At 70.1% G+C, this 21,990-nt stretch carries 19 protein-coding genes; 14 read left to right on the top strand and 5 right to left on the bottom strand.

Translation table 11 applies throughout. The annotated features are described in order from the left end of the window. The 4 genes from ACFSDF_RS18815 to ACFSDF_RS18800 all read left to right on the top strand — a co-directional run bounded on the left by ACFSDF_RS18815 (position 1) and on the right by ACFSDF_RS18800 (position 3,144). A complete protein-coding gene (locus ACFSDF_RS18815) occupies positions 1-1,035 on the top strand; it encodes a DNA polymerase IV (RefSeq protein ID WP_167002968.1) in 1,035 nt (344 codons plus the stop codon). Positions 1,036-1,106: 71 nt separating this feature from the next. Next, positions 1,107-1,502, top strand: coding sequence for a GntR family transcriptional regulator (locus ACFSDF_RS18810; protein WP_167002970.1), 396 nt, complete (start codon positions 1,107-1,109; stop codon positions 1,500-1,502). Further along, positions 1,499-2,383, top strand: a complete 885-nt coding sequence (locus ACFSDF_RS18805; protein WP_167002972.1) for an ATP-binding cassette domain-containing protein — start codon at positions 1,499-1,501, stop codon at positions 2,381-2,383. Before ACFSDF_RS18810 ends, ACFSDF_RS18805 begins: the two co-directional genes overlap by 4 nt. Continuing rightward, positions 2,380-3,144, top strand: a complete 765-nt coding sequence (locus ACFSDF_RS18800) for a hypothetical protein (RefSeq protein WP_167002974.1) — start codon at positions 2,380-2,382, stop codon at positions 3,142-3,144. Before ACFSDF_RS18805 ends, ACFSDF_RS18800 begins: the two co-directional genes overlap by 4 nt. Before the next feature lie 60 nt (positions 3,145-3,204). On the opposite strand, the gene ACFSDF_RS18795 is transcribed toward ACFSDF_RS18800, so the two are convergent. Together ACFSDF_RS18795 and ACFSDF_RS18790 are read right to left on the bottom strand one after the other, a co-directional pair. Next, positions 3,205-4,293 (bottom strand): ATP-dependent DNA ligase, encoded by a 1,089-nt coding sequence (locus ACFSDF_RS18795; protein WP_167002976.1) that lies wholly within the window; start codon positions 4,291-4,293, stop codon positions 3,205-3,207. Between the two features lie 54 nt (positions 4,294-4,347). Beyond that, a complete protein-coding gene (locus ACFSDF_RS18790; protein WP_208322338.1) occupies positions 4,348-5,250 on the bottom strand; it encodes a LacI family DNA-binding transcriptional regulator in 903 nt (300 codons plus the stop codon). A 140-nt stretch (positions 5,251-5,390) separates the two neighbouring features. Between ACFSDF_RS18790 and ACFSDF_RS18785 the strand changes: the two genes are divergently transcribed. After that, entirely contained in the window at positions 5,391-6,308 is a 918-nt protein-coding gene (locus ACFSDF_RS18785) for a zinc-binding dehydrogenase (protein ID WP_377158690.1), read from the top strand. Between the two features lie 70 nt (positions 6,309-6,378). On the opposite strand, the gene ACFSDF_RS18780 is transcribed toward ACFSDF_RS18785, so the two are convergent. Then, complete coding sequence (locus tag ACFSDF_RS18780; RefSeq protein WP_167002980.1) at positions 6,379-8,529, bottom strand: MMPL family transporter; 2,151 nt, start codon at positions 8,527-8,529, stop codon at positions 6,379-6,381. 80 nt (positions 8,530-8,609) lie between these two features. Between ACFSDF_RS18780 and ACFSDF_RS18775 the strand changes: the two genes are divergently transcribed. From ACFSDF_RS18775 to ACFSDF_RS18765, 3 genes are read left to right on the top strand one after another with little or no spacing between them, the layout of a single operon-like run. Then, entirely contained in the window at positions 8,610-9,533 is a 924-nt protein-coding gene (locus ACFSDF_RS18775) for an ABC transporter ATP-binding protein (protein WP_243842943.1), read from the top strand. Further along, positions 9,530-10,303 carry an ABC transporter permease gene (locus tag ACFSDF_RS18770; RefSeq protein WP_243842944.1) on the top strand — a complete coding sequence of 258 codons (774 nt, stop codon included), beginning with the start codon at positions 9,530-9,532 and terminating at the stop codon, positions 10,301-10,303. Before ACFSDF_RS18775 ends, ACFSDF_RS18770 begins: the two co-directional genes overlap by 4 nt. A 5-nt stretch (positions 10,304-10,308) precedes the next feature. Further along, the gene (locus tag ACFSDF_RS18765; protein WP_243842945.1) at positions 10,309-11,247 is read left to right on the top strand and encodes a COX15/CtaA family protein; all 939 of its coding nucleotides are present in this window, start codon (positions 10,309-10,311) and stop codon (positions 11,245-11,247) included. A gap of 639 nt (positions 11,248-11,886) precedes the next feature. Here the strand turns inward: ACFSDF_RS18765 and ACFSDF_RS18760 are convergent. After that, the gene (locus tag ACFSDF_RS18760) at positions 11,887-12,840 is read right to left on the bottom strand and encodes a heme o synthase (protein ID WP_377158687.1); all 954 of its coding nucleotides are present in this window, start codon (positions 12,838-12,840) and stop codon (positions 11,887-11,889) included. A gap of 225 nt (positions 12,841-13,065) precedes the next feature. Between ACFSDF_RS18760 and tkt the strand changes: the two genes are divergently transcribed. From tkt to pgl, 6 genes are read left to right on the top strand one after another with little or no spacing between them, the layout of a single operon-like run. Next, complete coding sequence (gene tkt, locus ACFSDF_RS18755) at positions 13,066-15,216, top strand: transketolase (protein ID WP_377158685.1); 2,151 nt, start codon at positions 13,066-13,068, stop codon at positions 15,214-15,216. A 44-nt stretch (positions 15,217-15,260) separates the two neighbouring features. After that, entirely contained in the window at positions 15,261-16,385 is a 1,125-nt protein-coding gene (tal, locus tag ACFSDF_RS18750) for a transaldolase (protein ID WP_167002986.1), read from the top strand. Positions 16,386-16,406: 21 nt separating this feature from the next. Beyond that, positions 16,407-18,041: a glucose-6-phosphate isomerase gene (locus ACFSDF_RS18745; protein WP_377158683.1), complete on the top strand. Its 1,635-nt coding sequence runs from the start codon at positions 16,407-16,409 to the stop codon at positions 18,039-18,041. Continuing rightward, positions 18,038-19,603: a glucose-6-phosphate dehydrogenase gene (zwf, locus tag ACFSDF_RS18740; protein ID WP_167250841.1), complete on the top strand. Its 1,566-nt coding sequence runs from the start codon at positions 18,038-18,040 to the stop codon at positions 19,601-19,603. The genes ACFSDF_RS18745 and zwf overlap by 4 nt, the downstream gene beginning before the upstream one ends. Before the next feature lie 49 nt (positions 19,604-19,652). Continuing rightward, the gene (locus ACFSDF_RS18735; RefSeq protein WP_167002991.1) at positions 19,653-20,753 is read left to right on the top strand and encodes a glucose-6-phosphate dehydrogenase assembly protein OpcA; all 1,101 of its coding nucleotides are present in this window, start codon (positions 19,653-19,655) and stop codon (positions 20,751-20,753) included. 1 nt (position 20,754) lies between these two features. Further along, positions 20,755-21,489 (top strand): 6-phosphogluconolactonase, encoded by a 735-nt coding sequence (gene pgl / locus ACFSDF_RS18730; protein ID WP_167002993.1) that lies wholly within the window; start codon positions 20,755-20,757, stop codon positions 21,487-21,489. 75 nt (positions 21,490-21,564) lie between these two features. Here pgl and ACFSDF_RS18725 read toward each other — a convergent pair whose 3' ends face one another. Beyond that, positions 21,565-21,918: an RNA polymerase-binding protein RbpA gene (locus tag ACFSDF_RS18725; protein ID WP_167002995.1), complete on the bottom strand. Its 354-nt coding sequence runs from the start codon at positions 21,916-21,918 to the stop codon at positions 21,565-21,567. Positions 21,919-21,990: the final 72 nt, after the last annotated feature.

Below are 21,990 nucleotides of genomic sequence, written 5' to 3'. Positions count from 1 at the left end.
ATGTGGGTGCTGCACGTCGATCTCGACCAGTTCATCGCCGCGGTCGAGGTGCTGCGCCGTCCCGAGCTCGCTGGGCTCCCCGTGATCGTCGGTGGCCGCGGCGACCCGACCGAGCGTGCGGTTGTGTCGACGGCGTCGTACGAGGCGCGGGAGTTCGGCGTCCGGTCCGGCATGCCCCTGCGGACGGCGGCCAAGAAGTGCCCTGACGCGGTGTTCCTGCCCGTCGACAAGCCGGCGTACGACGAGGCGTCCGAGCAGGTGATGGCGGCGCTGCGCAGCTTCGGCACGGCGGTCGAGGTCCTCGGGTGGGACGAGGCGTTCGTCGACGCCGGTCCGGACGCCGACCTCGCGCGCGCGACCGCCCTCGCCCACGCGATCCAGGAGCGGGTCCTCGCGCGGACGCGGCTGCACTGCTCGGTCGGCATCGGCGACAACAAGATCCGCGCGAAGAACGCGACCGACTTCGGCAAGCCTCGCGGCACGTTCACGCTGACCCGTGACAACTGGTGGGCGGTGATGGGTGACCGTCCGGCCGACGGCGTCTGGGGGATCGGCAGCAAGACCGCCGCGAAGCTGGCCGCACTGGGACTTCGCACGGTGCACGAGGTCGGCGACGCGGACGAGGAGCGGCTCGCCGCCGAGCTGGGGCCGACGATGGGCCCGTGGTACCGACGCCTCGCCCGTGGGCTCGACGCCTCCCCCGTCGACCCGACACCGTGGGTGCCCCGCTCGCACGGGCACGAGGAGACGTTCCAGACCGACCTGGACGACCCCGCCGAGGTCGAGGCGCAGGTCCGTCGACTGGCCGTGCTCGCCGCCCGCGACGTGGTCGAGGACGGACGTCCGGCGGTGCGCGTGCGGCTCAAGATCCGCTACGTCCCGTTCGAGACGCGTACCCGCAGCACGAAGCTCGCCGAGCCGACGTCCGATGCCGCGGTGATCGCGGATGCGGCGGCCTCGCTGCTGGAACGGACCGACCGGACCCGCTCCGTACGACTCCTCGGTGTCGCCGCCGAGATGGCCGATCCCCAGTAGCCAACGGCTTGCGTCGACGCACGTCCTGTGGTTCATTAGTCCAGTAATGAACCACAGGAGGTGTCGGGATCTTGTTCGACGGACCAGAGCCGATCTACATCCAGATCGCCGAGCAGATTCGCGCCCAGATCCTGAGCGGCGACCTGCCCGAGGAGGCCCAGGTGATGTCCACCACCCAGTACGCGACCACGTTCCGCATCAACCCGGCGACCGCGGCGAAGGCGTTCGGGATCCTCGTCGACGAGGGCCTGATCGAGAAGCGGCGCGGGCTCGGCATGTTCGTCGCCCACGGCGCCCACGAGCGGCTCCTCGACGAGCACCGCGCGGCGTACCTCGACCGGGTCTTCCGCCCGGCGGTGGAGCAGGCCGATCTCCTCGGCATCCCCCGCCGCGAGCTCGTCGCCTATCTCGACGACACCACCCCGACCACCTCCCCCACCCCCGTGACGGAAGGCGACGCACGATGACCACCCCGTACGGAGCAGAGCTGACCGACGTCACCGTCCGGTACGGCAGGGGCGAGCCTGCACTCGACGGCGCGAGCTTCTCGCTCCGCCCCGGCACGATCACCGGGCTCCTCGGCCGCAACGGTGCCGGCAAGTCGACCGCGCTCGCCCTCCTCGCCTCGCTGCGGCGCCCGACCTCGGGGACCGTCCGCGTCGACGGTCGGGACCCGTTCGAGAACGCCGTCGTGATGGCCGGCGTCCAGCTCGTCCGCGAGTCCGGCGACGTGCTGCGCGACACCAGCGTCGAGGAGACGCTCGGCTACTACTCCGAGCTGCGACCGACGTGGGACACCGACTTCGCCACTGCACTGCTCGACCGGTTCGGGATCGACCCCGCCCACTGCCCCGACCGTCTCTCGCGTGGCAAGCAGTCCGCGCTCGGCTGCGTGATCGGCCTCGCGAGCCGCGCGCCGCTGACGATCTTCGACGAGACCTACCTCGGCATGGATGCACCGAGCCGCTACGCCTTCTACGACGCGCTGCTCGACGACTACACCGACCACCCCCGCACGATCGTCGTCTCGAGCCACCTCATCGACGAGGTGGAGCGGCTCTTCGAGGACGTCGTGGTGATCCACGAGGGCAAGACGCTGCTCGCCGAGACGGCCGACACCGTCCGGGACCGGGCGATCAGCCTGGTCGGGCCGACCAGTGCGGTCACCAAGCTCACCGACGGTCGGCGCACCCTGTCCACCCGCAGCCTCGGCGGCAGCACGCAGATCACCCTCGAAGGGTCCCTCGACCCCGCTGAGTTGGCTCTGGCTCGCGAGGCGGGTGTCGAGGTGGCCCGGGTGTCGCTCCAAGACCTCTTCATCCACCTGACCCAGGAGACAGTCCGATGACCGACACTCTCGATGCGGATGCCCGTACGCAGGAGCGGCGCGGCATGTGGACCAGCGCGTACGCGACGTTCGTCGGCACGTGGCAGATCGGCGCCTACTTCTGGATCGCCGTCGTCCTGATCTCGGTCGGCCTGACGGTCGTGATCGACACCTGGGCAGACGTCGAGGGCAGCATCGCCGACGGCGTCCTCGGCTCCGCGCCGTACTTCCTCGGCGTCATGGGCATCATCATCCCGCTGGCGATGCTGCCGATGCACCTCGCCGGCGGCGCCACCCGCCGGTCCTTCACCCGGGGTGTCGTCGTCGCGGGGTTCGCGCTGGGCGTCACGTACGCCTTCGCCGGAGCGGTCGGGATGCTCGTCGAGTCGCTGGTCTTCGGCGGCCTGGACTGGTCGACCGCGATCGCCGACCCCGGCCTGTACGACTCGTCGGGCGACTTCTTCGGCATCTGGCTCTCGTGGTCGCTGACCAGCATCGCGTACTTCCTCGGCGGCGTCGCCCTCGCGGTCGGCTACTACCGCTGGGGAGGGATCGGGGGGACCGTCGGCCTGATCCTCGTGGTCACCTTGGTCGTCGGGGCCGAGATCGCACTCGGTGGCGGCGTCTACTCCGCAGGCGTCGACGCGGTGCTGGGAGACAACATGTTCCCGGCCGTCGTCCTGGTACTGATCTCGCTCGCGGCGATCGCCGCTGTCGTCGCGATCCTGCACCGCCTCCTCCGCGACATCCCGCTCCGTCCGTCGGCCACCGTCACCCGCTGACGCCGCCGCAACGTCATACGTCCTGCGGGCTACGGCCCGCAGGACGTATGACGTCCGGGCTCAGCCGAGGACGTCGGCGAGGTCGTACGAGGCAACTTCCTCGAGCTGCTCGTACGTGCATGACTCGGGGTCGCGGTCCGGGCGCCACCGCTTGAAGCGGGCGGTGTGCCGGAACCGCGTGCCCTCCATGTGCTCGTACGCGACCTCGGCGACCAGCACCGGCTCGATCGGCACGAAGGAGAGGTCCTTGCCGGCGCTCCAGCGGCTCTGTGCCCCGGGCAGGCGATCGCCCTCCGCGTGGGCCTCGGCCTCTGCCCATCGGCCCCACGGGTGGTCGGCGAACGGCACCTTGAGCCGGTCGAGCTCCGCCGCCAGCTCCGCGCGCCGCGCCTCGGTGAACGCGGCGCACACGCCGACGTGCTGGAGGACGCCCTCGTCGTTGAACAGCCCCAGCAGCATCGACCCGAGGAGGGGTCGCTCAGGCGTCGACGTCTTGTGGAACCGGTAGCCCGCCACCACGACGTCGGCGGTGCGCTCATGCTTGATCTTGAGCATCGTGCGGGAGTTCTGCTCGTACGGGGAGCGCAACGGCTTGGCGACGACACCGTCGAGGCCGGCGCCTTCGAAGTGCCCGAACCACTCCTCGGCGACCACGGGGTCGAGCGTCGTACGGGTCGTGTGCACCGGCGCGCCCGCGTCCTGGAGCGCCTCGACGAGGCGGGCGCGCCGCAGCTCGAACGGCTCCCCCGTCAGGTCGTCGTCGCCGAGCGCCAGCAGGTCGAACGCGACGTACGAGGCCGGAGTCTGCTCGGCGAGCAGCCCGATCCGCGACGCGGCCGGGTGGATGCGCTCCTGGAGGACCTCGAACTCGAGCCGTCCATCGATCGCCACGATGATCTCGCCGTCGAGGACGCAGCGCTCGGGGAGGTGCTCGAGGAACGCGGTGACCAGCTCCGGGAAGTAGCGGGTGAGGTCACGCGTGTTGCGGCTCGTCATCTCGACGGTGTCGCCGTCGCGGAAGACGATGCAGCGGAACCCGTCCCACTTGGGCTCGTACGACAGACCGCCGTCGACCTTGGCGGGGTCCGGCACACCTTTGACCGACTTCGCCAGCATCGGGCGTACCGGAGGCATCACTGGGAGATCCACGATGACCACCCTAGAAGGAGTTCGCCCTCAGCAGTGGTGAAAAAGCCGCCGAGCTCAGGTCGTCTCACGCCGCACGACCTGCGAGGGCGGGTGGGTCCATGCACCGACGGGCATCCCCAGCGCGAGTCTGGCGGCGCGCCGGCCGTAGCCCTCGGCGTCGATGCGAACCGTGGTCAGGCCGGGCGTCCACAGGCTGCTGAACGGGCTCTCGTCGAAGCCGATCACGGCGAGATCTTGCGGCGACCGCAGCCCGAGGATGGCCGAGGCGGCGAGGACTCGGATTGCGGTCATGTCGTCGTACGCTGCCACTGCCGTGACCTCCGGATGCTGCTCGCGGAGTCGCGTCAGACCAGCCGCGGCCTCCTGGCGGTCGTCGGGGACGGAGAGCTCGACGGGCGCTGGCAGGCCCGCGGCCTGGAGTCGCGTGCGGATGTGGTGCAACCGGATCTCCAAGAGCCGTCCGGTGCCGTGCGCGGGGTAGGCGATGGCCAGGTGCCGATGGCCGAGGTCGACGAGGTGGTCCACCTGGACCGACGCATGTCGAGCGAGGCCATCCACCCACCCCTCACCTTCGAGATCGGCGTCGGCGAAGTCCATCACCGCGTAGTCGAGCACCGCTCGAGGTGCCAAAGCGGTGAGCAGATCCTCGTCGCGCGGTCCGTGGAGCACGACGAGGCGGTGGTCGAACTCACGCAGCTCGGACTCCAGGCCGCTGATCATGCTCGCCGTGCTGCCTCCGTGCAGGTCGCCGGCGATGAAGACGACCAGCCGTGACACCCCTTCACGCAGGGCTCGTGCGATGCGGTGCGGCGTGTAGCCGAGGGCGGCGGCTGCCGCGCGGACGCGTTCGCGCGTTTCGGGTCGCAACGACTGCGTGGGCGTCTCGTTCAGCACGAAGCTCACCGTGGCCGGCGACACGCCGGCAGCCTTCGCCACGTCGCGGATCGTGACAGCCACTCTCGACTCCTTGGACTAAAACGTTTTAGTACCTACGCTCAAGATATCCGCACACCCGTACGGAGATGCAGCTTCCCCACCGAGAAAGGGCCGTTGCCATGAAGGCGTGGCAGTACCCCGGCAATCATCAGCCGATCCAGATGAACGACGTTCCCGAGCCCACGCCCGGCCCGACCCAGGTCATCATCGACGTCAAGGCTGCGGGACTGTGCCACTCCGACCTCATGTACATGGAGACCGGCGACCGCGTCATGCCACACCTCCCCATGACGCAGGGACACGAGAATGCGGGGATCATCAGCGCGCTGGGCGTCGAGGTCGAGGGATTCGCGGTCGGGGACGTCGTGGGTGTGAACTCCTCCGGCGTCCAACCGCCGCTCGGCATGTTCACGCCCGGCGGGTTCGCCGACAAGCTCGCCGCTGACTTCCGGGACCTCGCTCGCGTTCCCGACGGGCTCTCGCTCTCCCTGGCGGCACTGGCCACCGACGCAGGCATGACCAGCTATCACGCGATCATCAAGGAGGGTGGCGCAACGGCCGGGATGAAGGTCGGGGTGATCGGCTTCGGCGGTCTCGGCCAGATCGGCGCACGGGCTGCGGTCCTCGCCGGTGCCGAGGTCCACGTCGCGGAGATGAAGGAGGACGTCTGGGCCATCGCCCGCGAGGCAGGTGTCACCAGCTGCGTCAAGGACGCCTCCGAGTGGGCCAGCGCGAGCCAAGGCTGGGGCAAGGGACCCGACTTCGACCTCATCGTCGACTACGCCGGCTTCGACACGACCCAGAAGGCCCTGAACGCCGTCAAGCGGGGCGGCACCGTCGTCCAGGTCGGACTCGGCCAGCCCACCTTCACCGTCGTCACACCGACGATCCTCGGCAAGCGGCTGATCGGCTCGCTGGGCGGCACGGTGGCGGACATCGAGGAGGTCTTCGACCTGATGAACAGGGGCGAGATCACCCCGGTCTACGAGGAGATCGCCTTCGACGAGATCGGCAAGGGTCTCGAGCGGCTCAAGGCCAACCAGGTCACTGGGCGCTTGGTCGCCCGCTTCGGCGACTGACGACGGCACGCCCACGCAAGGGCCTCCGGTCGATTCGACATCGGCCGGAGGCCCTTTGCCTCTCCCTGCGTCAGGCCCGCGGGCTGACCTCGAGCGGTTCCTCGACCTCGTCCTGTGGGCGGGCGCGGTCGGCGCGACCGGGCCACCAGGCGGCGTGCCCGAGGAGCGCGGTCAGCGATGGCGTGAAGAACATCGACATCACGAACGCCGCCACGAGGATGCCGAACGAGATCGCGAAGCCCATCGAGACCAGCAACGGGTTGCCACCGAGCATCAGGGCCGCGAACGAGCCGGCGAGGATCAGGCCGGCCGCAGCGATTGTCGGGCCCGCATGGCGTACGGCCCAGGCGGCGGCCGCGTGCGGGTCCTTGCCGTGCCGTGCCTCCTCGCGGAGCCGCGCGATCATCAAGATGTTGTAGTCGGTGCCCAGTGCCGTGACGAACAGATAGATGTAGATCGGCAGCATGAAGATGAGGCCGTCCTGGCCCTGCGCCACCTGGAACACCAGCACCGTCGCGCCGAGCGTCGCGGCGAATCCGAGACCCACCGACGCCATCAGGTAGAGCGGGGCGACGAGGCTGCGCAGGAGAAGCGCGAGGATGACCATGATCATCAGCGCCGCGACCGGGAACACGACGGAGTAGTCGCGGACCATCGCGTCCTGGAGGTCGACGAAGATCGACGTCGTCCCACCGACCAGGGCCTCGGAACCGTCCGGTGCCGCGTCGTGCGCCGCGGTGCGGATCGGCCCTTCGACGTGCTCCATGGCCACGTCGGACATCGGGTCGTCGTCGAGGGTCACGACGAAGATCGCGGCCGTGCCGTCGCTGTTGGGGATCGGCTCGGCGACCTGCGCGACACCCTCGGCCGCGTTCAGCGCCTCGCCGTACGACGCGAGGTCGGCCTGCTCCAGCGGCGCATCGTCCGTGCTCTGCAGGACGACGGTCTGCGGCGCGGTCGCGCCGGCCGGGTAGCCCTCGAGCATGCGCTCGCTCGCGACCATCGACTCGGCATCGTCCGGCAGGCTCATCTGCGAGAAGTCGAACGATGGCTTGAAGCCGAACGCGAAGACCGCGAGCGACGCCAGCAGCAGGCCGGAGGCGAGCGCGAAGCGGCCCGGGTGGCGACCGAGCGCGCCGCCCATCGCGCCGAAGCGGGCCGAGCGAGGCTCCTTCTTCCACGCCTTCGAGGGCCAGAACACCTTCGTGCCGAGCAGCGACACCACCGCAGGGACGAGCGTGAGCGCAGCGACGACCGTCACCGCGACCGCAATGGCGAGGGCGGGCCCGATCGCGCGGAAGATGCTGAGCGTGGAGAGCACCAGCGCGAGGAACGCCACGATGACGGCGCCGCCGGCCGAGGCGATGGCCTCACCCGCGCGCTCGATCGCGTGGATCATCGCCTCTTTCGGCCCCTCACCCTCTCGGAGCCGCTCGCGGTAGCGGAACATCACGAAGAGGATGTAGTCGGTGCCGATGCCGAACAGCACCACGATGAGGATGACGGTGATCGACGAGTCGGTCTGGAGGCCGAACAGCTCGTTGGCGTAGGCGATCAACCCCGTCGCGACCTGGGAGACGATCGTGATCACCACGATCGGGAGCAGAGCGATGATCGGACTCCGGAAGATCACCAGCAGCAGCACGACGATGAGGCCGATCGTCGCGACACCGACCGCGGCCTCGGCGCCGCTCGCCGCCTCGGTCGCATCGAGGTTCTGCGCGATCGACCCGGTGACACCGACGCGGAGGTCGGTGCCCTCTGCCGCGTCCGCGACCTGCTCCCGCAGCTCTTCGGCGCTGTCGTTGAGCGCGACGTCGAAGGGGTCGGTGCCCTCGGCCAGTCCGACGCTGATGGTCTGGACGAGGCCGTTCTCCGACGGCGGGTTGGCACGGACGTCGTCGAGGAGGTCGATGTCGGCGGTGCTCAGGTCCTGCGCCATCTCCTCGACCGCCGCGACGTCCTGCTCGCTCAGCGGTGCGCCGTCCGCGCGGTCGACGACCACGATCGCCGCCGGCTCGGTGTCGGCGAGCTCGGGGAACGCCTCCTGCTGGGCTTCGAGCGCCTTGATCGACTCGTAGTGGCTAGGGAGGAAGTCTGCCTCGTCCGAGGTCGACTCCAGCTTGGGCGCCGTCGCGACCACGACGACGGCAAGCAGGATCCACGCGAGGATGACCTGCCAGGGATGACGGACGATATAGCGGCCAAGGCTGCCGAACAAGGGAACCCCCCATGCATAGGGCCACCCCGCTGGTGGCCCCCGAAGACCCTATCCAAGCACCGGCTCTCTAGACTGTTCCAGTGGATTTCCTCGCCGTAGAGGTCGCCGGCCTCGTCATGCGTTACGGCGACGCGACGGCGGTCGACGGCCTCAGCCTCACCGTCGAGCCGGGCACCGTGACAGCCGTCCTCGGGCCCAATGGCGCGGGCAAGACGACCACGATCGAGACCTGTGAGGGCTACCGGAGCCCGCAGGAGGGCAAGGTCCGCGTCCTCGGGCTCGATCCCGTACGCGATGCCGCCCGTCTGCGCCCCCGTGTCGGGGTGATGCTGCAGAGCGGCGGCTCGTGGTCGGCTTCGTACCCGCACGAGATGCTCCGCTACGTCTCCCGCCTGTACGCGCACCCGCTCGACGTCGACGCGCTGATCGACCGGCTGGGGCTCGGCGGCGTCGGCCGTACCCCATACCGGCGGCTCTCCGGCGGCCAGCAGCAGCGCCTCGCGCTCGCGACCGCGCTGGTCGGGCGCCCCGAGCTCGTCTTCCTCGACGAGCCGACCGCCGGCCTCGATCCGCAGGCGCGACGTTCGACATGGGAGCTCGTGGACGAGCTGCGCGCGAGCGGAGTCACCGTCGTCCTGACCACCCACTTCATGGACGAGGCGGAGCGTCTGGCCGACTGGGTGCACGTGCTCGACCACGGCCGCCTCATCGCCTCCGGCACCCCGAAGAGCCTCACCAGCGAAGGCGCCGAGAACTCCCTGCGTCTGTCCGGCCCGACCGGCATCGACGTCTCCGGGCTCCTCGCGGTGCTCCCGGCGGGGTCGCAGGTCGTCGAGCAGACCCCCGGCGCCTACCTCGTCTCCGGCACGATCGACCCGCAGCTGCTCCAGACGGTCACCACGTGGTGCGCCGGGCAGGGCATCCTGCTCGACGGCATCGCCGTACGCCGCCGCACCCTCGAGGACGTCTTCCTCGACCTGACCGGACGGGAGCTGCGCTCGTGAGCCTCGACTTCGCGCCACGGCCCGGCGCCGCGCCGCTCGGCCGCATGGTGGCCGCGCAGACGCTGATGGAGACCCGGCTGCTGATGCGCAACGGCGAGCAGCTCCTCCTCGCGCTGGTGATCCCGCTGCTGCTGCTCGTGGCCGGCACGGAGGCCACCCGCATCGTCGACCTCGGCCCGGGTCGCCCGATCGACATCATCACGCCCGGCGTCCTCGCCCTCGCGATCTTGTCGTCGTCGTTCACGTCGCTGGCGATCGCGACCGGCTTCGAGCGCCGGTACGGGGTGATCAAACGGCTCGGGACGACGCCGCTCCCCCGGTGGGGCCTGCTCGTCGGCAAGATCGGATCGGTCCTGCTGGTCCAGGCGGTGCAGCTCGTCGTGCTCTGCCTGGTCGCGCTGTGGCTCGGCTGGCAGCCTCATGGCGGCGCGGTCTCGTACGTGTCGATGCTCGTCCTGTCGCTGTTGGGCACCGCAGCCTTCGCCGCGCTGGCCCTGCTGCTCGCGGGCGCCCTGCGTGCGGAGGCGACACTGGCGGTGGCAAACCTCGTGTACGTGCTGCTGCTGGTGGGTGGGGCCGTGCTCGTCCCGCTCGACCGCTACCCTGAGGCGGCTCAGGCGTTCTTGGAGCTGCTGCCGTCAGGGGCGCTGTCCGAGGGGCTGCGCACCGTGTTCGAGGGCGGCGCACTGCCGACCTCGAGCGTGGTGGTGCTTGTCGTGTGGGCCGCCGTCGCGTCGATCGCGACTGCGCGAACGTTCAAATGGGAGTAGTAGGCATGCTGAGCAGGTTCCGTACGGCGACGACTGGCTTCGTCCGTGGATGGGCGTGGGCGTCGCTCGTCGCCAACATCCTGATCATCGTCACCGGAGCGGCGGTGCGACTGACCGACTCGGGTCTGGGGTGTCCGACCTGGCCACGGTGCAGCGACGCGTCGTACGTCCCCCACGGCGAGCTCGGCATGCACGGGGTGATCGAGTTCGGCAACCGGCTCCTGACCTTCGTCCTGGTCGCGATCGCGGTCGCGACGTGGTTCGCGGTGCGCGCATGGCGCCCTCGCCGGCCGCGTGCGGTGGTCGTGGCGACCTTGATGGCTCTCGGCATTCCCGCACAGGCTGTGATCGGCGGCATCACCGTCCTCGTCGACCTCAACTCCTGGGCGGTCGCAGTCCATCTCGCGGTCTCGATCGGCCTCGTCAGTCTGTCCACGGTGCTCCTGCGCCAGACATACCACCCGGCGGCCTGGTATCCGCCGACGGTGCCTGCGCCCCTCCAGCTCCTCGGGTGGGTGACGTACGGCGCGATGTGGGCGACCGTGATGATCGGCACGGTCGTCACGGGTGCCGGCCCGCACGCCGGCGACCCGGACACACCACGCAACGGGTTCGACCCGGCAGCGGTGACCCAGCTCCACACGGACGCAGTGTTCCTGCTGCTCGGACTCTCGGTCGGGCTCCTGCTGGCCTACAAGGCCGTCGGTGCGAAGGTCGCCATCCGCGCCGCGATCGTGCTCCTCGTCGTCGAGCTCGGACAGGGCGTGATCGGGTTCTTCCAGTACTTCACGGATCTGCCCGTCGTCCTCGTCGGCCTCCACATGCTCGGCGCCGGGATGCTCGCCGCCGCCGCGACCTGGGCCGCCCTCGAGTCCCGCACCCCGGCCACCGCGCCTGCCCCCACGTACCCGGCCCCATCCCCGACCCCGTCTGACGCATCTTGAGGGACGCTCAGGCGGCTGCCTGCCAACCGGCGTCTCGCAAGAGCCGCCCGAGTGGTTGGCGACGAAATCGGGCTCACGCCAGATCGCGTACGAGCTGAACGTGAGGAGCCGCGGGCCCGCGATCACGATCTCGTTCGGGCGTCGGGTGGCGCTCTGCCGCGTCGGGCTCGGGACCCGTTGCAGAACCTGATCTGGCCGAAGTCGCGCTCCGGAAGCGACTGGATCCCTCCGGAGGCATCCACGATCGACTCCACGATGAGCGCACGGTGGCGACACGGACCGCGTCTGCTGGCAGCATCACGCACGCTGCGCGGTGGCCTCGTCCGTGCGGGCTCGCGCGGCGGAGGGACGTCACGCTCGTCGAGCATGGTGCTCCAGTGCGGGACCACGCCCTCGATCGCGGGTCGGTCGGCGCCCTCCGGCAACACGACGAAGGTCGTCGGCGAGACGAAACCCGTCAGGCCCGCGCGTGCGAGCGCCGTGAGCCCACCGAGAACGGACCCCGGAGCGCACGCGAGTCCGTTGTGCGTCACGACGACGCCGCGTGCCAGACGGAAGACGAGGGATTGCACCCACGTCGTGGGCCGAATCCCTCAAGATCCGTCGGGCGTCAGCGGACCCGCAGCAGGCGCCCGGGGGTCAGCGCAGGAAGGGATCCGCCGCCGCCGCGACGAAGAGCAGCGCGAGGTAGGCGTTGGACCAGTGGAACAGTCGCATCGGCTTGAGCACGCTCAGCTCGTTCGACCGGTGCGCCCGGGCCAGGAACAGGTGCGCCTCGACGAGGAACGCCACACCGAGCACCGCCGCGACCACCGGGTAGAACCAGCCGGTCGAGGCCACGGGCCACAGCAGCAGCGACACCGCGACCATCGCGTACGAGTAGGCGAGCATCTTGCGCCCGACCACCGTCGCCGGGGCGATCACCGGAAGCATCGGCACGTCGGCCTGCGCGTAGTCCTCGCGGTAGCGGGTCGCCAGCGCCCACGTGTGCGGCGGCGTCCAGAAGAACACGACGGCGTACATGATGAACGGCGGCCAGGCCAGCTCGTTGGTGATGGCCGTCCAGCCGATCAGGGCCGGGAAGCAGCCGGCGAGCCCGCCCCACACGACGTTCTGGGCGGTACGACGCTTGAGCAGCATCGTGTAGCCGACGACGTAGAAGACGTTCGCCGCCAGCGCGAGCCCGGACGACAGCCAGTTGACGAGGAACCCGAGCCACAGCGTCGAGACGACGGCGAGCACGAGGCCGAAGACGAGCGCGTTGCGTGTCGTGACCGCGTGCCGCGGGAGCGGACGGCGGCGCGTACGGCGCATCTGCTGGTCGATGTCGGCGTCGAAGACGCAGTTGAGGACGTTCGCCGATCCGGCGGAGAGCGCCCCGCCGACGAAGGTGGCGACCACGATCCAGAGGCCGGGGACCCCTTCGGCGGCGAGGAACATCATCGGCACGGTCGTCAGGAGCAGCAGCTCGATGATCCGCGGCTTCGTCAGGCCCACGTAGGCGCTGACGACGTCGGAGACACGGGGACGACCGCTCGACGGGTCCGAGGGGAGCTGGTGCCCAGCACTCAGCTCCGGGTCGATTGCGGTCACGCCGCGAGTCTAGTCAACCGTTTCCCCGATGCACCCCCGGGTGCATCGGGGAGCAACCCGACGTGACGGCCGCCACGCCCGCGCAAGCCCTCTGTCCACCGGCAGGGAGCCGATCCCCACGCCATCACCGGCGCGAGTAGGCTCGACACGAGACCTGAACGTGATCCGGCGTTCGAGCATGCGCCGCGCCGGCAACCCGCGCAACCGTACGAGGAGCATCCCGACGTGAGCACCCAGCTGGAGTGGACCGACCTCGATCGCAAGGCGGTCGACACCGTCCGCGTCCTGGCGATGGACGCCGTCCAGAAGGTCGGTAACGGCCACCCCGGCACCGCCATGAGCCTCGCCCCTGCGGCGTACCTCCTCTACAACAAGGTGATGAAGCACAACCCCGCCGACCCGCACTGGATCGCGCGCGACCGCTTCGTCCTGTCGTGCGGCCACTCGAGCCTCACCCAGTACATCCAGCTCTACCTCACCGGCTTCGGCCTGGAGCTCGCCGACATCGAGGCCCTGCGCACCTGGGGCAGCAAGACCCCCGGGCACCCCGAGTTCCGCCACACCGCCGGCGTCGAGGTGACCACCGGCCCGCTCGGCCAGGGCGTCGGCAACGCCGTCGGCATGGCGATGGCCGCACGCCGACGCCACGGCCTCCTCGAGCCCGACGTGCCGATCGGCGAGGGGCTGTTCGACCACCACGTGTATGCGATCGCCTCCGACGGCGACATGCAGGAGGGCGTGACGTCCGAGGCCAGCTCGATCGCCGGCACCCAGCAGCTCGGCAATCTCACGGTGATCTGGGACGACAACCACATCTCCATCGAGGACAACACATCCGTCGCGTTCAACGAGGACGTGCTGCGCCGCTACGAGGGCTACGGCTGGCACGTCCAGCTCGTCGACTGGACCCACGGCGGCGAGAACTACGAGGAGGACGTCCAGGGCCTGTACGACGCGCTCGAGGCCGCGAAGCAGGCCCAGGACAAGCCGAGCCTCATCGCGCTGCGGACGATCATCGCCTGGCCCGCGCCCGACAAGCAGAACACCGGCGCCTCCCACGGTTCCGCTCTCGGCGTCGACGAGGTCGCAGCGACCAAGAAGGTCCTCGGCTTCGACCCTGACAAGACCTTCGACGTCGCGCCGGAGGTCATCGCGCACACCCGCGAGACCCGCACGCGCGGCGAGAAGCTGCAGGCCGAGTGGGACGAGCGGTACGACGCCTGGCGCGCCACGCACGCCGAAGGCGCCGCCCTGATCGATCGCCTCCAGGCCCGTGGCCTGCCCGACGGCTGGGACGACGGGCTCCCGACGTACGAGCCCGACGAGAAGGGCGTCGCGACCCGTGTCGCCTCGGGCGCGTTCCTCACCGCCGCCGCACCGAAGCTCCCCGAGCTGTGGGGCGGCTCGGCCGACCTCGCCGGCTCCAACAACACCACACCCAAGGGCGAGCCGTCGTTCCTGCCGCCCGAGCACGCGTCGAAGATGTTCTCCGGCGACTGGTACGGCCGGGTGCTCCACTTCGGCATCCGCGAGCACGGCATGGGCGCGATCCTCAACGGCATCGCGCTGCACTCCCCCACGCGCCCGTACGGCGGCACCTTCCTCGTTTTCTCCGACTACATGCGCCCGTCGGTCCGCCTGGCGGCGCTCATGCAGATCCCGGTCACCTACGTCTGGACGCACGACTCCATCGGGCTCGGCGAGGACGGCCCGACCCACCAGCCGGTCGAGCACCTCGCCGCGCTGCGCGCGATCCCGGGCCTCGACGTGATCCGCCCGGCCGACGCGAACGAGACGATCGCCGTCTGGAAGAAGGTCCTCGAGTCTGCGACCCACCCGGCGGCGCTCGCCCTGAGCCGCCAGAACCTGCCGGTCTTCCCGCGTGGCACCGACGGCTACGCCCCGGCTGAGGACGCCGCCAAGGGCGGCTACGTCCTCCTCGACACCGCCGGCGATCCCGACGTCGTGCTGATCGGCACCGGCTCCGAGGTCCAGCTGGCGGTCGCCGCCCGCGAGCAGCTCGCCGCCGAGGGCATCCAGGCGCGTGTCGTCTCGATGCCGTGCCGCGAGTGGTTCGACGGCCAGACCGAGGCCTACCGTGACTCGGTGGTCCCGCCGCACGTGCGGGCACGTGTCAGCGTCGAGGCCGGCATCGCCCAGGGCTGGCGCGACGTGGTCGGCGATGCCGGCCGCACCGTCAGCCTCGAGCACTACGGCGCCTCGGCGGCGTACCAGACGTTGTACGACCAGTTCGGCATCACCGCCGACGCGGTCGTGAGCGCGGCCAAGGAGAGCATCGCGGCTGCGGGGCACACTGGAGGTGTCGGCGTCTTCGCGAAGCCGGTCGACACCGTCCTCCCGCAGACCGACCACTGAGCGACGCCGCGCGACGGCGTCCACCCAAGACGGAGGAGACAGCGATGACCGACCGACTGCAGGCACTCAGCGAGGCGGGTGTGTCCATCTGGCTCGACGACCTCTCGCGTGAGCTCACCGAGACCGGCGCGCTCGCGTCCCTGGTGGTGGACGACCACGTCGTGGGCGTCACCAGCAACCCGACGATCTTCGCCTCGGCGATGAAGGAGGGCGAACGCTACGAGGGGCAGCTCGACGAGCTGCTCGCGTCCTCCGACCAGACGACGGTCGCCGACGCGATCTTCGAGGTGACCACCACCGACGTCCGTGAGGCGGCCCGCATCCTGCGCGGTGTCTGGGGCGAGACCCTCGGCACGGACGGACGGGTGTCCCTCGAGGTCGACCCCACGCTCGCGTACGACACGGACGAGACGATCGCCGCCGCCAAGAAGCTCTGGGACAAGGTCGGCGAGCCGAACGTCTTCATCAAGATTCCCGCGACCCGCGAGGGTCTGCCGGCGATCGCAGCGACCATTGCCGAGGGGATCAGCGTCAACGTCACTCTGCTGTTCTCGATCGAGCGCTACCGCGCGGTGATGGACGCCTACGCGTACGGTCTCGAGCAGGCCGCGGCCAACGGCGTCGACCTGTCAACGATCCAGTCGGTCGCGTCGGTGTTCGTCAGCCGCATCGACAGCGAGGTCGACAAGCGCCTCGACGCGATCGGCACATCCGAGGCCGTCGCGCTCATGGGCAAGGCCGGCATCGCCAACTCGCGCCTCGCCTATGCCGCGTACGAGGAGTTCTTCAGCTCCGAGCGCTGGGCGGCGCTCGAGGCCAAGGGCGCCAACCGCCAGCGTCCGCTGTGGGCGTCGACCGGCGTGAAGAACCCGGAGTACCCCGACACGATGTACGTGACGGAGCTCGTCGCGCCCGGCGTCGTCAACACGATGCCCAACGCGACTCTCGCTGCGTTCAAGGACCACGGCGAGGTCCACGGCGACACCCTCACGGGCACCGCCGACGAGGCGCAGGAGGTGCTCAGGTCACTTGCCGAGATCGGCGTCGACTACGACGATGTGATGGCGACCCTCGAGTCCGAGGGTGTCGAGAAGTTCGAGTCCTCGTGGGCGGATCTCGTCCGCACCATGCAGGACCAGCTCACGGCCGCGCGCACCCGCCGCGGCTGAGGCCACGCACAAGGGGGATCCGTGGAGGACGAGAGCGCGCCGGCAGGTTTCGAGTTGGGACTTGCCTATCCCGACGAGCACGAGCTCACAGAAGCGATCGAGCGGCTCGTCGCCGACCAGGTCGCCAGCCGCATCGCTGCGCACGACGCGACGCTGTGGGGCCCCGAAGCCGAGGAGGAGGCGGGCAAGCGACTCGGATGGGTCGACCTGCACGTCACCTCGGTCCCGCTCGTCAGCCAGGTCACCGCGCTGCGCGACGACCTGCGCGGGCGCGGTCTCGACCGCATCGTGCTGTGCGGCATGGGCGGGTCGTCGCTGGCGCCGGAGGTGATCTGCGCGACAGCGGGGGTCCCGCTGACGGTGCTCGACTCCTCTGACCCGGACATGGTCCGCGAGGCGATCGATGTCGATCTCGCTCGCACCGTCGTGGTGGTCTCGAGCAAGTCCGGCGGCACCGTCGAGACCGACAGCCAGCGCCGCGCGTACGAGCACGCCTTCGAGATCGCGGGCATCGACCCCGCCGAGCGCATCGTCGTCGTCACCGATCCGGGTTCGCCGTTGGACCAGGAGGCGACGGACAAGGGCTACCGCGTCTTTCACGCCGACCCGCAGGTGGGCGGCCGCTACTCGGCACTGACCGCGTTCGGGCTCGTCCCCAGCGGCCTCGCAGGCGCCGACATCGGTGCGTTGCTGGAGCAGGCCGACGAGATCGCCGAGGACGTCGCTGCCGACGACGAGACCAACCCGGCTCTGGTGCTGGCCGCGCTGCTCGGTGTCGCGAACGCGCACGGTGTCGACAAGCTCGTGCTCGCCGATGCGGGGTCACGCAACGTCGGGTTCGGCGACTGGGCCGAGCAGCTCGTCGCGGAGTCCACCGGCAAGCAGGGCAAGGGCGTGCTGCCCGTCGTCGTCGCGAGCCCCGGCGCACCGAACGCGACGCCGAACACCGCGGACGAGGTCGTTGGCGTGATCGGTCCGATGCGCGACGACGACCCCGAGGCCGCCTCCGGCTACGGCTTCGCGGTCGATGCGCCGCTCGGTGCGCTGTTCCTGCTCTGGGAGTACGCGACCGCGATCGTCGGTCGGATGATCGGCATCGACCCGTTCGACCAGCCCGACGTCGAGAGCGCCAAGCAGGCGGCTCGCGAGATGCTCGACGGCGGGTCGTCCGCGCCGGTCGCGGCCTTCACCGACGGCGGGGTCACGGTATACGACACCAGCGGCTGGCTGCCGGAGGACGTGACGACCGTCCGTGAGGCCATCGCTGCCCTGCTCGACGAGCTGGACCCCGAGCGCGGCTACCTCGCCGTGCAGGCCTACCTCGACCGGTACGGCGACCCCGGCCTCGCCGCGGTGCGCGACGTGCTCGCCACGCGTACGGGCCGGCCGACGACGTTCGGATGGGGGCCCCGCTTCCTCCACTCCACCGGCCAGTACCACAAGGGTGGCCCCGCGACCGGTGTCTACCTCCAGGTCACGACCGAGCCTGACCAGGACCTGGCCGTCCCCGGCCGGCCGTTCACGTTCGGCGAATTCCTGCGCGCGCAGGCTGTCGGAGACGCGACGGTGCTCAGCAAGCGCGGGCGCCCGGTGCTCCGTCTGCACCTCGACGGGTCCGAGGCCGCACGCACCACGCTGCGGGAGGCGCTCGGGTGAGCCGGGCTTCGCAGGGCGGGCCGATCCCGTATGTCAACCCGCTGCGTCAGCCGGAGGACCGGCGACTCCCCCGCATCGCCGGGCCGAGCTGTCTGGTGATCTTCGGCGTCACCGGTGACCTGTCGCGCAAGAAGCTGATGCCTGCGGTGTACGACCTCGCGAACCGTGGTCTGCTTCCGCCCGGCTTCTCGCTCGTCGGCTTCGCCCGGCGCGAGTGGGAGGACCAGGACTTCGCCCACGTCGTCTACGAGTCGGTCAAGAGGTACGCCCGTACGGAGTTTCACGAGGAGGTCTGGAAGCAGCTCGCCGAGGGCTTCAGGTTCGTCCCTGGTGCGTTCGACGACGATGAGGCGTTCGAGCACCTCGCCAAGACGGTGACCGAGCTCGACCTCGAACGCGGCACGGGCGGCAACTACGCGTTCTATCTGTCGATCCCGCCCGGCTATTTCTCCACGGTGGTCGGCCAGATCAAGAAGCACGGGCTCGCCACGCCGCGTAGTGACTCGTGGCGCCGGGTCGTCATCGAGAAGCCGTTCGGCCACGACCTCGAGAGCGCGATTGAGCTCGACGACGTCGTGTCAGAGGTGTTCCCGCCGGAGTCGGTCTTTCGGATCGACCACTACCTCGGCAAGGAGACCGTCCAGAACATCCTCGCCTTCCGCTTCGCCAACGAGCTCTTCGAGCCGGTCTGGAACTCCCACTACGTCGACCACGTGCAGATCACGATGGCCGAGGACGTCGGCATCGGCGGTCGTGCGGGCTACTACGACGGCATCGGCGCCGCACGGGACGTCATCCAGAACCACCTCCTCCAGCTCATGGCGCTGGTCGCGATGGAGCCGCCGGTCTCCTTCAGCGCCAGGAGCCTGCGCCTGGAGAAGCAGAAGGTCCTCGCGCAGGCGCGGACACCGGAACGGATGGACCTGCACACCGCGCGCGGCCAGTACACCGCCGGCTGGGCCGGAGGCATCAAGGTCAAGGGCTACCTCGACGAGGAAGACATCCCGCCGACCTCAGCCACGGAGACGTACGCGGCGATCCGACTCGACATCGAGACACGGCGCTGGGCGGGTGTGCCGTTCTACCTGCGCACCGGCAAGCGGCTCGCTCGGCGCGTGACCGAGATCGCCGTCGTGTTCAAGCGGGCCCCGCACCAGCCGTTCGCGAAGTACGACACCACCGAGCTCACCCAGAACGCGATCGTCATGCGGATCCAGCCCGACGAGGGCGTCACCGTACGGTTCGGCTCCAAGGTGCCCGGCACCGCGATGGAGCTGCGCGACGTCAACATGGACTTCGCGTACGGCGGCACGTTCGTCGAGTCGAGTCCCGAGGCGTACGAGCGCCTGATCCTCGACGTGCTGCTCGGTGACCCGCCGCTGTTCCCCCAGCAGGAGGAGGTCGAGCTGTCGTGGAAGATCCTCGATCCGATCATCGACTACTGGGCCGAGCAGTCGAAGCGGGGCATCAGCATGCCGGAGCCGTACGTCTCCGGAGGCTGGGGGCCGAAGTCCGCGGACGAGATGCTGGCGAGGGACGGACGGGCGTGGCGGCGGCCGTGAGCAGGTCACCGCGAGCACGTGAGACGAGTGCTGACGAGCGAGGAGTGCGATGAAGGTCGACCTGAACGACACCAGCTCCAGTGCGGTCGCTGCTGCCCTCGTCCGTGCGCGGATCGCCGCAGGCAGCCCGGCGATGGGCATGGTCCTCACCTTGATCGTGGTCACCGACGAGGCTCGCTACTACGACGCGATGCGCGCCTCCAGGGTCATCTCCCGCGAGCACCCGGCCCGAGTCCTCGGCGTGATCCTGCGTTCCAGGCGCGGGCCGTCGAGCCTCGACGCGCAGGTGCGGATCGGCAACGACAGCGCCGGCGAGTCGGTGATCTTGCGGATGAGCGGCGAGCTCACCCAGCACGCCGAGTCCGTCGTCCTCCCGCTGCTGCTCCCCGACTCCCCCGTGGTCGCGTGGTGGCCCGGCTCCGCCCCGAAGGTTCCCGCGCTGGACCCGCTCGGCTCGCTGGCCGCCCGCAGGATCACCGATGCCGCTGCCGCGCGGACGCGCCACGCCGCTCTTCTCCGGGTCGCGCGCTCGTACCACCCCGGCGACACCGACCTCGCCTGGACACGTCTCACGCCGTGGCGCGCCCTTCTCGCCGCCGCGCTCGACCAGGTCGAGCTGATCGTCAGCGGCGCGACCGTCGTCGCCGAGCGCGGCAACCCGAGCGCCGACCTGCTCGTCGCGTGGATCGAGGCGCGCCTGAAGGTGCCGGTTCACCACGCCGTCTCTCGCGGGCCCGGCCTCACCGAGGTCCGGCTGCACTCGACGATCGGGGATGTCGCGGTGATCCGCCACGACGGACGCAACGGTCGGTTCCTCGTCCCGGGCGAGGCTGAGCGCTCGGTCGCCCTCAAGCGCCGTACGACCGCCGAGCTCCTCGCTGAGGACCTCCGGCGGCTCGACGAGGACGACGTGTACGCCGAGACGGTCCAGCGTCTCCTGCGCCGCGAGGACCGCAGTTCGTCCGGCCGGTCCAAGACCTCGGGACGGACCAAGCCGACCCTCGACGGCGGGCCCGCGAAGGATGTGAAGAGGACCCCGAAGCGCGTCCCCGCCAAGAAGGCGGCGCCCAAGACCGCTGCGGCGGCGAAGAGCACCGCGGCCGCCAAGAAGCCAGCCGCGAAGCGCACAACCAAGAAGGCAGAGGCCTGACGTGGACGACGACCCTGAGGTCATAGTCGATCGCGACCCCGACCAGCTCGCACGCAGCGTCGCCGACCAGCTCGTCTCCACGCTTGCCGCCCTGCAGGCCCAGGGGCGCGTCCCCAGCGTCGTGCTCACCGGTGGCACGATCGCCGACAAGATCCACCGTACGGTCGCGGCGCGTGCCGAGGACGGACGAGTCGACTGGTCGCGAGTCGAGTTCTTTTGGGGAGACGAGCGCTTCGTGGCTCCAGGCAGCGACGATCGCAACGAGCGGCAGGTGCGGCGCGCGCTCCTCGACCATCTCGATGTCGACGAGTCGCGCGTCCACGCGATGCCCGCCGACGACGGAACTCTGACTCTCGACGAGGCGGCCGACTCCTACGCTGATGTCGTCCGGGGTCGGGTCTTCGACGTGGTCATGCTCGGCGTCGGCCCGGACGGCCACGTCGCCTCGCTGTTCCCGGGCAAGCCCACACTCACCGTCAACGACCGCGACACCATCGCCGAGCCCTCTTCACCGAAGCCTCCGCCGGCGCGGGTGAGCCTCACCTTCGCCGCCCTCAACCGGGGCCGCGAGGTGTGGTTCCTGGTGTCGGGCGCCGGCAAGGCCGACGCGGTCGCCCGAGCCCTCGCAGGCGATCCGGTCGAGACCACCCCCGCCGCCGGCGTACGGGGCACCGAGCAGACGATGTGGATGCTCGACGAAGGCGCAGCGTCAGCCGTTCCCGACGCGCTGCGCTGACCGCTCGGTTCTTCGCGGGAGTGAAAGCACTGACCCGCGGCCCCACCTCGGGACCGCGGGTGCAGGAGGCGCGTGTCAGTAGATGACGTCGCCGCGGGCTCGTCGCGCCCGCAAGGTCTCGAGCGCCTCAGAGAGGATCTGCTCGGCCTCGTCGTCGCTGCGACGCTCTTTCACATAAGCGAGGTGCGTCTTGTACGGCTCGATCTTGGGAGCCGTCGGCGGATTCTCGTGGTCCTGGCTCGCTGGGAGCCCGCAGCGCGGGCAGTCCCACGACTCGGGCACATCGGCCTCGAGCGCGAAGCTGAGCACGGTCGTGTGTGCGTTGGAGCAGAAGTAGGAGATGGCTCGCCGTGGAGCAGCATCACCCCGCTCGGCCTCGCCCATCGGGCCCGACCCGACCCGGCTTCCTCGAATGGCACCACCTGACACCTGTGGACTCCTCGCCCCTCGTCACAAGTCATCGCCACCGGCTGACGCCGGGTCGATAGTGAGTGTAAACGG

Origin of the sequence: Mumia zhuanghuii, assembly GCF_042681565.1 — a bacterium.
In the GTDB taxonomy this organism is placed as follows: domain Bacteria; phylum Actinomycetota; class Actinomycetes; order Propionibacteriales; family Nocardioidaceae; genus Mumia.
The sequence above is the reverse complement of the archived record's forward strand: the minus strand, read 5'-3'. Positions and strand labels throughout refer to the sequence as shown.

Coding starts and splice junctions, on each gene's coding strand:
- ACFSDF_RS18815 (WP_167002968.1), top strand. CDS start 1: ATGTGGGTGCTGCACGTCGATCTCGACCAGTTCATCGCCGCGGTCGAG.
- ACFSDF_RS18805 (WP_167002972.1), top strand. CDS start 1,499: ATGACCACCCCGTACGGAGCAGAGCTGACCGACGTCACCGTCCGGTAC.
- ACFSDF_RS18800 (WP_167002974.1), top strand. CDS start 2,380: ATGACCGACACTCTCGATGCGGATGCCCGTACGCAGGAGCGGCGCGGC.
- ACFSDF_RS18785 (WP_377158690.1), top strand. CDS start 5,391: ATGAACGACGTTCCCGAGCCCACGCCCGGCCCGACCCAGGTCATCATC.
- ACFSDF_RS18765 (WP_243842945.1), top strand. CDS start 10,309: ATGCTGAGCAGGTTCCGTACGGCGACGACTGGCTTCGTCCGTGGATGG.
- tal (WP_167002986.1), top strand. CDS start 15,261: ATGACCGACCGACTGCAGGCACTCAGCGAGGCGGGTGTGTCCATCTGG.
- ACFSDF_RS18735 (WP_167002991.1), top strand. CDS start 19,653: ATGAAGGTCGACCTGAACGACACCAGCTCCAGTGCGGTCGCTGCTGCC.